This window comes from Sphingomonas sp., assembly GCF_017744835.1.
In the GTDB taxonomy this organism is placed as follows: Bacteria; Pseudomonadota; Alphaproteobacteria; order Sphingomonadales; family Sphingomonadaceae; genus Sphingomonas.
This window is the reverse complement of record NZ_JAGIAM010000007.1, coordinates 145681-155412: the sequence shown is the minus strand read 5'-3', so window position 1 is coordinate 155412 and position 9732 is coordinate 145681. Positions and strand designations below refer to the sequence as shown.

Below are 9732 nucleotides of genomic sequence, written 5' to 3'. Positions count from 1 at the left end.
ATACTGTCCCAGACCACTTTGAAGAGCGTCCGCCGATCCCGATCTCGCAATGAACGGCTGGGAACGGCAACTTTCCGGCCCTGTGCCCCCAAAGGGGCCGGACCGCTTTCCACCCGATCCCGGATATTCCGGGCTGGAAAGGAACGCCAAAAAGCGGACCGGCAGGAAACGCCCCGATAGCAGTCGTTGGCCAAGCTGCTATAAAGCTCTTGAGCCAGGAGGCGGCTATGACGTCGAAAGCACTGAAAACAGCGAGGCTGGCTCTGCTAATCTCGCTCGGTATCTGGGCGGTCATGATTGCCAGCAGCACCTCAAACCGTATGGAAAACGAGCTCATCTATGTGACCGCCATTTTTGCAGGCGTCGCCATGGGCATCAGCGCCATCGCTTGTGTCGTGCTACAAGCCCTGTCATCTGCCAACCGCAGGCCTCGAATACCGGCGAACAGCAGCTAACCACCCGATCCCGGCCGTTCAGCCCTTGCGCCGAGGCGGGCGTTTATGGGTTCACGACCTAGAATCCCCCGCCTCATCCCTCCGATAGCATGGAGCAAGCGATGCCAGAGACCGTCCCTACCGTCGGCGCCTTCGCCATCGTGCCTAACAACGATCTGCCCGGCGCCGTCGCCTTCTGGGAGCGCCTCGGCTTCGCGCGCGCGGGCGGCGCGCCCGAATATGTCATCATGACCGGCTGGGGCTGCGAAGTGCACCTCACCCAGGCCGGAACCGGCCCGTGGCGCGTGCCCGCCGAGCATAATCCGTTCGGAGTGTATCTCCGCACGCCCGACGTCGCGGCGATTGCCGCGCGCGTCGACGATCTGGTCATCCGCCCCGGCGGCGTGCTGCGCCACCGCGAATGGGGGCTTTACGAAGTGGGGATCGCCGGGCCCGACGGCCTCCTCGTCCGCATCGGATGGCCGTCGCGGCTGATGGATCAGACCCAATAGACACACCCACCCGTTCCCCGGCGAAGGCCGGGGCCCAGTCACGATATCGTTCGAGAGGTGCTCCTACGGTCCAGGGGGCCTCGTTGAACCGGCCCCGGCCGACCGCTTCTACCGCTGCGGCGGCTCCGCCAGCTCGATCGAGTCCGTTTCGAGCCGCTTGGCATATTCCGCTGCGAACTGCTGATGGATCAGGCTGATCGCCGGATCCAAGGCCTCGTCTGCCATCTGCTTGCTCGTACGCAGCCGATGCTCGAGATATTCGCGTTCGCTATGTTGTTGGGGCATGGAAAGCCCTCCGATAAAAGCGGCAGCTCTCCAGTTGCTGTCTGTTGACGTCGTGCTTCAGACTAGGCACGCCAATAGTGGTTTCTTACGCCTATCACGCGCGCAACACGAGCATATTCGTGTTGATGCAGATCAGCCAATCGGATTTGACCGCGCGAATCGGAATGCCGTCCGACGTTAATCGCGCAAAGCCGCCTCCTGAAACAGGAGGCGAAAATTGCAACGACACCCTCACCCCCGCGCCCATCATCCCAGGGCTCTTGCCGCACTCTCCGCCGGCCTTCTGCTGCTGCTTCCTGTCGTGGCGGCTGCCGGCCCGACGCGAACCGAGGAGCTGTCGCTCGGCGACAAGCTGGGCCAGTGGATACCGCTCGCAGAGGACCCCGCGCAGCCGATCACGCTCGACCTGATCCGCGCCGATGTCCGCATCGAGCCCTCGGCCGACGGCACTTCCCGGATGATGGTCCGCGCCAAACGCCCCGATCAGGCCATGCGCATCACGCTGCGCCTTCATCAGGATTCGCAGGCAATCGCGGTTACCGATCTCTACCCGATGCGCTCGCACCTCTTCACGTCGGCCGAATGCCTGCCGCCGCCCGACGTGCGCGGCGACTTCTGGCTGGTCGATGCGGGGCTGGAGGTGGTGCTGCGCGTGCCCCCGCGCACGCGCGTCACCGTCCGTCTGCGCGACGGCGCGGTGCGCGACCCGCGTACCCAGTAATTCCCGCTACGGCCGGTCGCGCGGGCGCAGTCCCTGGACCTCCTCGGGCGTCAGCGCGCGGATCGAGCGGACCTGGCAGCTCCGGCGGCCGCTGGGGCCGCGCGTCAGGATCGTCACGCCCAGCCCGGAGCCGACGCAGATCATCGAGCTGCCGCCGGTCGTCCGGATCGCCATGCGGTTGGTCCAGTTGAGGTCGGGGCAGACCCCGAAGGTCTCGACGCGATAGATGTCGCGGCCCACGCGCAGGTGGACGGTGGTCGAGTCCACGGCGGTGAAGTTGCGCACCTCGCGCGGCAGGAAACATCGCCGCGGCTCGCGGGGTCCGCTGTGACTCGGCTCGACGGGGGCGCATCCCGCCGCGGTCAGAAGCGCGATCGTCGCGGCGGCCCAGGCTGATGCTCTTGCCATCAATGCTCTCCTTCTACCGTCGCCGGCAGGATAGGAGAGGCCGGGCGGGCCCCACCATCGGGAAGAACCCGAATTTGGGCACGTCACAACCATGACGGCCCGCCCGGATCAGCCGGACGGGCCGCCTGTGCGCCGTGGGATAGGCGCCTTACTTCCAATCGTATCGCAACGCGCCTTCGCGGAAGGCGAAGCGATCGAGATGCCGCTCGACGGCGCCCTTCAGCCCGTCGAGCTGCTCCTCGGACGAGGCGTCGATGCGTATCTCCAGCCCCGTCTCGGCCACGTCGAAGGTCACCACCGCATCGCCGGGGTGGTTCGCGCCGCGCGCATCCTTGGGGAAGATCACGGTGCCGTTCTCGGGCGTGAACTCCACCTGCAGGTTATGCTCCCAATGCTTGCAGAGCTGCTGGAGATAGCGGCTCGCATGCTCGGTCGGCACCAGGGTCGTGGCGCTCGCGGTGGTGATCGTCATGCTTTCTCCCTTCCCTTGCGGCGCCAGCCCCAGCCGGCGCCGCAGCATCTCCAGTCGCGGCATCTTCAGAGCCGCTCGATCTTCCGCGCGGCCTCGTCGAGGATGTCGGCGACGGCATGCAGCGTCTCGGAGTCAACTTCCGAACCGCCCAGCCGCTCCTGCAGCACGGCGCGCAAATTGCCCATCGCACGGCGAATCGGGCCGCCGCTGGTGCGGGCCTGATGCTCGCCCAGCGCCGCGAGCCGCGCGAACAGCGCTTCGACCTCTTCGGCCTTCTCCTGCAACTCGGCGGTGCCGGCCTCGGTGATCGCGAACGCCTTACGCGTGCCCTCGGCCTTGGCCTCGACCAGCCCCATGTCGTCGAGCAGGGTCAGCGTGGGATAGACCACGCCGGGGCTCGGGGCATAGGCGCCGCCCGAGCGCGCCTCGATCTCGCGGATCAGGTCATAGCCGTGGCGCGGGCTCTCTTCGATCAGCTTGAGCAGGATCAGCCGCAGCTCGCTGCCGTCGAACATCCGTCGGCGTCCGCGGCCTTCGCCCCGGCCGCCTTCGTGCATCGCCCAGGCCATCGCCCAGGGGCCGCCGCGGCCCCAGCCGCGCGGACCGCACTCGTGGCGGCCGTGGCCGCCGTGCGGTCCATGATGATGAAAACGCATTTTCGTACTCCTTAATGCGAGTCGTGATGGGTCTAAGATATATCTTGAAAGCAACTTTGCAAGCGGCATGAACTTTTCGCTGTCCTACAGCCTCCAATCCATGCATTGTTCCCGATATGTTCGCCAAATCAGCCACTTGCGCCCTTCCGGCTTTATCTTCCCCCCTGCCCCCGCAGTGGTGCACATGCGCGAACTTCGGGAAGTTCGCCGCCCCCGATCGATACAAGCCGCGCGGAAGACGTTAGAAACAGCCATGGCCGACCTTTTCGCCTCCGACGAACAACAGTCCCCCGCCGCCGAGACACCCCCCGGCGGTCCGCTCGCCGATCGCCTGCGCCCGCAGCAGCTGGAGGATGTCGTCGGCCAGGAGCATCTCACCGGCCCCGAAGGCGCGATCGGCCGGATGGTAGCGGCGGGCAAGCTCTCGTCGATCATCCTCTGGGGCCCGCCCGGCACCGGCAAGACCACGATCGCGCGCCTGCTCGCCGATGCCGTGGGCCTGCGCTTCGTCGCCATCTCGGCGGTCTTCTCGGGCGTCGCCGATCTCAAGAAGGTCTTCGCCGAGGCGCGCGAATATGCCCGCCTCGGCCGCCGCACCCTGCTCTTCGTGGACGAGATCCACCGCTTCAACCGTTCGCAGCAGGACGGCTTCCTGCCCTATGTCGAGGACGGCACGGTGACGCTGGTAGGCGCCACCACCGAGAACCCCAGCTTCGAGCTCAACGCCGCGCTGCTCAGCCGCGCGCAGGTGCTGATCCTCCACCGGCTCGACCACCGCGCCCTGTGCAAGCTTCTCGACCGTGCCGAGGCACTCGAGGGCCGCCCCCTCCCCCTCACCCCAGAGGCACGCGACGCGCTTGTCGCCAGCGCCGACGGCGACGGCCGCTTCCTGCTCAACCAGGCCGAGACGCTCTTCTCGGTCAGCTTCGAAGAACCGCTCGATCCGGGCGCGCTGTCCAACTTCCTCCAGCGCCGCGTCGCGGTCTACGACAAGGATCGCGAGGGGCATTACAACCTCATCTCGGCGCTCCACAAATCGATCCGCGGTTCGGACCCCGACGCCGCGCTCTACTATCTCGCGCGCATGCTCGTCGCCGGCGAGGAGCCGCTCTATCTGCTGCGCCGCCTCACCCGCGCCGCGGTCGAGGACATCGGCCTCGCCGACCCGCAGGCGCTGGTACAGTGCATCGCCGCCAAGGATACCTATGACTTCCTCGGCTCGCCCGAGGGCGAGCTGGCGATCGTGCAGGCCTGCCTCTACCTCGCCACCGCTCCCAAATCGAACGCCGCCTACATGGCGCAAAAGGCCGCCTGGCGCTCGGCGAAGGAGACCGGCTCACTGATGCCGCCGGCCAATATCCTCAATGCCCCGACCAAGCTGATGAAGCAGATCGGCTACGGCAAGGGCTATCAATACGACCACGACGCCGAGGGCGGCTTCTCGGGCGACAATTACTGGCCCGCCGAAATGGCGCCCCAGACCTTCTACACCCCCACCGACCGCGGCCACGAGAAGCGCGTGTCCGAACGCATCGCCTGGTGGAATTCGATGCGCGAGAAGATGCGGGAGGGAGGCGGAGATGCGTGATTGGGAAGAAGCCTGCGCCTATGCCTGCACGCTCCCCGATGTCGTGATGGAGAAATGGTGGGGCACGCCCTGCCCCAAGATCAACGGCAAGGGCTTCATGTCGCGCAGCCGCGAGCCCGGCAGCTTCGGGCTGATGGTCACCCATCCTGAGAAGGAGCTGCTGTTCGACACCGATCCCGAGACCTTCTGGCAGACCCCGCACTACGCCAATTACCCGATGCTCCTCGTCCGCTTCGGCACCGCCAGCCGCGACCGGATCGAGCTCTACATCCAGCGGGCCTGGTGGGACCGCGCCAAGAAGCCCCAGCGCATCGCTGCTGGTATGGAAGAACGGCCCTGAACTTCACCGACTTTTACGCCGTCGATTGGTCCGGCCAGGCAGTCGAGCGTCCCAAAGGCCTCGCGGTCGCCCACGCGGCCGGGGGCACCGCAGCACCGGTGCTGATCGACCGCAACTGGTCGCGCCAGGACATCCTCGATTGGCTCGGAGAGCTCGCCACGCAGGGCACCCGCGCCCTCATCGGCCTCGACCTCTCCCCCGCCTTCCCCTTCCACGACGAAGGCGCCTATTTCCCCGGCTGGGAGGCGTCCCCGCCCGACGGCCCGTCGCTGTGGAAGCTGGTCGACGAGCTCTCCGCCGGCGACCCGCACCTCGCCGCCACCGGCTTCGTCAATCACCCAGACGCCCGCCGCCACTTCCGCCAGCGCGGCGACTGCGGCGACCTCTTCCCCGCCGGCCGCGGCCGCTTCCGCGTCTGCGAGCACGGTCAGGAGGCGATGCGCCTCTCACCCTACAGCTGCTTCAACCTCGTCGGCGCGAGCCAGGTCGGCAAATCGAGCCTCACCGGCATGCGCGTGCTCCACCGCCTGCGCGGCCGCGTGCCGCTCTGGCCCTTCGATCCGGTGCCGGAGCGCGGCCCGGTGCTGGTCGAGATCTACACCGCCCTCGCCGCGCGACTGGCGGGGATGCGCAAGGGCATCTCCAAGATTCGCGACGCCGCGACGCTCGACGCGCTGCTGGCCGCCTTTGGTGCGGAACCCCACGGCCCACTGAGCCGGACCGACGACCACGCCACCGACGCGATCCTCTCCGCCGCCTGGCTCCGCATCGCCGCCGGCCGGCACGAACTATGGTCCCCCGCCGCCCTCACCCCGGAACTCGCCCGAACCGAGGGCTGGACCTTCGGCGTTCCATGAAGCATGGGAGCGGCACCAGACAAACGGGGCTTCGCCCCGGGGCCGGTTTAGCTCAGCTGGTAGAGCAGCGGTTTTGTAAACCGAAGGTCGCGGGTTCGATTCCTGCAACCGGCACCATTTCCGTAGCCTCGTGATTGCCCCCCCTGGTGCCACCGCGCCAACGGTTTCGCTTGACTAGTAGGATTTGCTCTCAATTTGTTCTCGCCGCATCAACTGATGTGGAGGGGGCAAATGACTATATCGAGCGAAGCGCGACCGCGGGCGGCGGGGCGCGACCTCGCGCCCCTCGCCCCTCACCGCGCTGCGGCAGCAGCCTCCAGCGCGCCGAAGTTCACGGCGCTGACCGCCGCCTTGAGCGCGTCCATCTCGACGCCCCGGCCCTCGGCCTCGACCATGAAGCGCTCGGCGACGAGCACCCCGTACTTGCCTTGGCGCGCGGTCCCGTCCCAGCTCTCGGTGGTCATGCGGCCATCGACCTTGCCGACGCGCTCATAGCCCGTCTCGGTTTTCTGGTTCGATTCGACGTTGAGCGCCGCGCCCAGGCTGGCAAGCCCGCCCATCGGGCCGGCCATGTCGGTGATGGTCAGCTCGGCATTTGCGTCGCCGCTGCCGTAGCGCGCCTCGATGCTCGCCGCGCCGACGCCGCCAACGCTGTTCGAGGCGCTCTCGACGCCGCTGCGCGCCAGTCCGCCGATGCTCGCGGGCAGCAGCGCCTCAAGCTTGGCGGGATCGACCAGCTTCGGCGGATTGGCGTTCCCTGCTTCAGCACGCTTTGCCGCTGCTTCGAGATCCTTCGACGCTGCATCGAGCTTGCCGAGATCGACCGAGCCGACGCCCGGCACGGAGAGATTGCCCGAGACCGAACCTTCGGCGAGCGCAGACGGGTAAGGCTGGAAGAGTCGCGAGGCGGGCGCCGCGAGCAGCCCCAGCACCAGCGTCACCACCACCGCGACGATGATCACCGCCGCGAGATAGGGCACCGACTTCTCGGCCGGCACCTTCATCAGCCGCGGAAGCCCCAGATAGAGGAGATACAGGCTGTAGAGTCCCAGGATCGAGAGCCAGCCGATCGGCGGAAGCAGGCCGAAGATGCCCGCCACCCAGCTCGCGGTTGCCGAATAGGCCGCCACCTTGAACGCCTGCACCGGATCGCGCGTAGCCGAGAAGGTCGGCGCCAGCGCGTTGATGATCCACGCGATCAGTGCGACCGAGACCAGCGCGAGCACATATTGGATCACCGCACTCGACAGGGCGCCGATGATCGACGGGCGATAGGTGAGACCGAACGCCGACCAGCCGAAGAGAATCGAACCCAGGAACCCGGCCACGGCCGGAATCGCTGCAAGGAAGATCACATAGTTGCGGTAAATCGAGCCGATCGTCGCCGGCTCGGCATCAACCCGTTCCCATTCGGGTTTCGGTTGCAGGAGAATATTCTTTGCGCGCTCGATTATTCCGTTCGTCTCCATCGATAGTACCTCCCCAAGTCCCCGGCAGGTATTTGCCCAAGGGAGAGCCTAACCCGATATACCGAATTGGCAAAACGGAGCATTCGGATGCAGCGGGCTAAACACCGCATCCGATGGAGAACTTGCCTTTCTACAAAGATTTAACGGCGAACGTCCATTCCGCCGGCGTCGAACGCGGCAAGGTCCGCGCGCGTGAACAGGCTCGCGTCGCCGGGGAGCGAATGCTTGAGCGCGGTCAGCGCGAGGCCCGATTCGGCCGCCGCACGCGCGTCGCCACCCTCCAACAACCCGTGGAGAACGCCCGCCGCGAAGGCGTCGCCCGCGCCGATCCGGTCGACGATGCCGGCGACCAACACCTCGTCGGTCTGGTGCCCGCCCGCGCGCGTATCGACTCGTGCGGCGATGCGGTGGCTGTCAGCGTCCTGCACATGACGCGCGGTCGAGGCGATGAGCTGAAGCTTGGGGAAAGCCGCGAAGGCGGCTTCGGCCGCTTCGCGCCGCCGGTCCGAGCCTTCGCCCGAGAAGCTCTTGCCGAGTAGCAGCGAGACGTCGCGGTGGTTGCCGAACAATATGTCGGCATGACCGATCAGCTGGGTGAGCACGCCGCGCGGATCGCTGTCCCACGCCTCCCACAGCTTGGCCCGATAATTGCCATCGAAGGAAACCGGGATACCCCGCGCGGTCGCCGCTTCAGCCGCGGCAATGGCGGCCGCGGCGGTGTTGGGCCCGAGCGCCGGGGTGATTCCCGACAGATGGAGACGAGTCGCGCCGTCGAGCGCGGCATCCCAGTCCCAGGCATCGGCGGCGCGGTCGGCGAACACCGAATGCGCGCGGTCATAGACAACCTCAGAAGCACGCAACCCCGCGCCTGGCGTGAGGAAATAGAGGCCGAGCCGGCCGGGCTCGGAAACCACGGTAGCGGTATCCACCCCGCGCCGCCGCAATTCGCCGATCACCGCGGCGCCGAGCACATTGTCGGCGACCGCGCTGACCATACGGACCTTGTGGCCGAGGCAAGCGAGACCGGTGGCGACATTGGCCTCGGCGCCGCCGACGTTCACCTGCAGCACAGGCGTCTGGAGCAGCAGCTCGCGCCCCGGGGGCGAGAGCCGCAGCATCAGCTCGCCGAAAAAGGCGATCGTCATCGCGCCAGCCATCCGCCGTCGACGGCCAGCACATGGCCCTGCACATAGTCCGCCGCCGAAGAGGCGAGGAACACCGCGGCGCCGCCCAGATCGTCGGGCGAACCCCAACGTCCTGCCGGAATGCGCTCCATGATCTGACGGTTACGGGTCTCGTCGGACTGGAGGGCGGAAGTGTTGTTAGTGCTGATATAGCCGGGGGCGATCGCGTTGACGTTGATGCCCTTGGCCGCCCATTCGCAGGCGAGCAGCTTGGTGAGCCCGGCGACCCCCGACTTGGACGCAGTGTAGCTCGGCACCCGGATGCCGCCCTGGAAGCTCAGCATCGACGCGATGTTGATGATCTTGCCCCCGCCCTGGGCGACCATGTGACGGCCGGCGGCCTGGCAGAGGAAGAACACAGACTTGAGGTTGGTGTCGATCACCGCATCCCAATCCTCCTCGGTGAAATCGAGGCTGTCGTTGCGGCGGATGATGCCGGCGTTGTTGACGAGAATATCGAGCCCGCCAAGCTTTTCCACAGCCTCGTCCACAACCCTGCCCACAGGCTCGATGGTGGAAAGGTCGGCCGAGATGATCTCGGCGCGGCGGCCGAGCGCGCGGGCCTTTTCGACGGTTTCCTCGGCCGGCGTGCGGCCGACCGCGGCGATGTCGGCGCCCGCCGCAGCGAGCGCGAGCGCGATGCCCTGGCCGATGCCGGTGTTCGCGCCGGTGATCACGGCGACCTTGCCGGTGAGATCGAAGGGATTGGTCATTCCATGCTCCTCCCCTCCCGTTTGCGGGAGGGGCCGGGGGGTGGGCGCCCGCTATCAGCGAGCGATGAATTTCATGGAGGGCGGGCGCCCACC

The 9732-nt window shown here is 67.0% G+C and carries 13 protein-coding genes and 1 tRNA gene; 7 read left to right on the top strand and 7 right to left on the bottom strand.

From position 1 onward, the window contains the following. The first annotated feature begins 227 nt into the window (after positions 1-227). On the top strand, positions 228-455 hold the full coding sequence (locus J7500_RS18355) for a hypothetical protein (protein WP_294063549.1): 228 nt from the start codon (positions 228-230) through the stop codon (positions 453-455). A 101-nt stretch (positions 456-556) separates the two neighbouring features. Beyond that, positions 557-946 carry a VOC family protein gene (locus tag J7500_RS18350; protein WP_294063548.1) on the top strand — a complete coding sequence of 130 codons (390 nt, stop codon included), beginning with the start codon at positions 557-559 and terminating at the stop codon, positions 944-946. A gap of 108 nt (positions 947-1054) precedes the next feature. On the opposite strand, the gene J7500_RS18345 is transcribed toward J7500_RS18350, so the two are convergent. Further along, positions 1055-1231, bottom strand: a complete 177-nt coding sequence (locus tag J7500_RS18345) for a hypothetical protein (protein ID WP_294063545.1) — start codon at positions 1229-1231, stop codon at positions 1055-1057. A 217-nt stretch (positions 1232-1448) separates the two neighbouring features. Here J7500_RS18345 and J7500_RS18340 point away from each other — a divergent pair, with 217 nt between their 5' ends. After that, positions 1449-1952 (top strand): hypothetical protein, encoded by a 504-nt coding sequence (locus J7500_RS18340; protein ID WP_294063542.1) that lies wholly within the window; start codon positions 1449-1451, stop codon positions 1950-1952. Between the two features lie 6 nt (positions 1953-1958). Here the strand turns inward: J7500_RS18340 and J7500_RS18335 are convergent, their stop codons facing one another. From J7500_RS18335 to J7500_RS18325, 3 genes are all read right to left on the bottom strand, one after another. After that, positions 1959-2360: a DUF6491 family protein gene (locus J7500_RS18335; RefSeq protein ID WP_294063541.1), complete on the bottom strand. Its 402-nt coding sequence runs from the start codon at positions 2358-2360 to the stop codon at positions 1959-1961. Between the two features lie 148 nt (positions 2361-2508). After that, a complete protein-coding gene (locus J7500_RS18330; protein ID WP_294063540.1) occupies positions 2509-2832 on the bottom strand; it encodes a DUF2218 domain-containing protein in 324 nt (107 codons plus the stop codon). Positions 2833-2897: 65 nt separating this feature from the next. Continuing rightward, positions 2898-3488 (bottom strand): PadR family transcriptional regulator, encoded by a 591-nt coding sequence (locus J7500_RS18325; RefSeq protein WP_294063539.1) that lies wholly within the window; start codon positions 3486-3488, stop codon positions 2898-2900. 253 nt (positions 3489-3741) lie between these two features. Between J7500_RS18325 and J7500_RS18320 the strand changes: the two genes are divergently transcribed. From J7500_RS18320 to J7500_RS18305, 4 genes are all read left to right on the top strand, one after another. Continuing rightward, positions 3742-5076, top strand: a complete 1335-nt coding sequence (locus J7500_RS18320; RefSeq protein WP_294063538.1) for a replication-associated recombination protein A — start codon at positions 3742-3744, stop codon at positions 5074-5076. Then, on the top strand, positions 5069-5416 hold the full coding sequence (locus tag J7500_RS18315) for a hypothetical protein (protein WP_294063537.1): 348 nt from the start codon (positions 5069-5071) through the stop codon (positions 5414-5416). The genes J7500_RS18320 and J7500_RS18315 overlap by 8 nt, the downstream gene beginning before the upstream one ends. Continuing rightward, positions 5413-6273: a hypothetical protein gene (locus J7500_RS18310; protein ID WP_294063557.1), complete on the top strand. Its 861-nt coding sequence runs from the start codon at positions 5413-5415 to the stop codon at positions 6271-6273. The genes J7500_RS18315 and J7500_RS18310 overlap by 4 nt, the downstream gene beginning before the upstream one ends. Before the next feature lie 41 nt (positions 6274-6314). Then, positions 6315-6390, top strand: a tRNA-Thr gene (locus J7500_RS18305). Between the two features lie 176 nt (positions 6391-6566). Here J7500_RS18305 and J7500_RS18300 read toward each other — a convergent pair. The 3 genes from J7500_RS18300 to kduD form a co-directional block, all read right to left on the bottom strand. Beyond that, complete coding sequence (locus J7500_RS18300) at positions 6567-7742, bottom strand: Yip1 family protein (RefSeq protein WP_294063536.1); 1176 nt, start codon at positions 7740-7742, stop codon at positions 6567-6569. A gap of 140 nt (positions 7743-7882) precedes the next feature. Continuing rightward, positions 7883-8887, bottom strand: a complete 1005-nt coding sequence (locus J7500_RS18295; RefSeq protein ID WP_294063535.1) for a sugar kinase — start codon at positions 8885-8887, stop codon at positions 7883-7885. After that, positions 8884-9639, bottom strand: coding sequence for a 2-dehydro-3-deoxy-D-gluconate 5-dehydrogenase KduD (gene kduD / locus J7500_RS18290; protein ID WP_294063534.1), 756 nt, complete (start codon positions 9637-9639; stop codon positions 8884-8886). The genes J7500_RS18295 and kduD overlap by 4 nt, the downstream gene beginning before the upstream one ends. Positions 9640-9732: the final 93 nt, after the last annotated feature.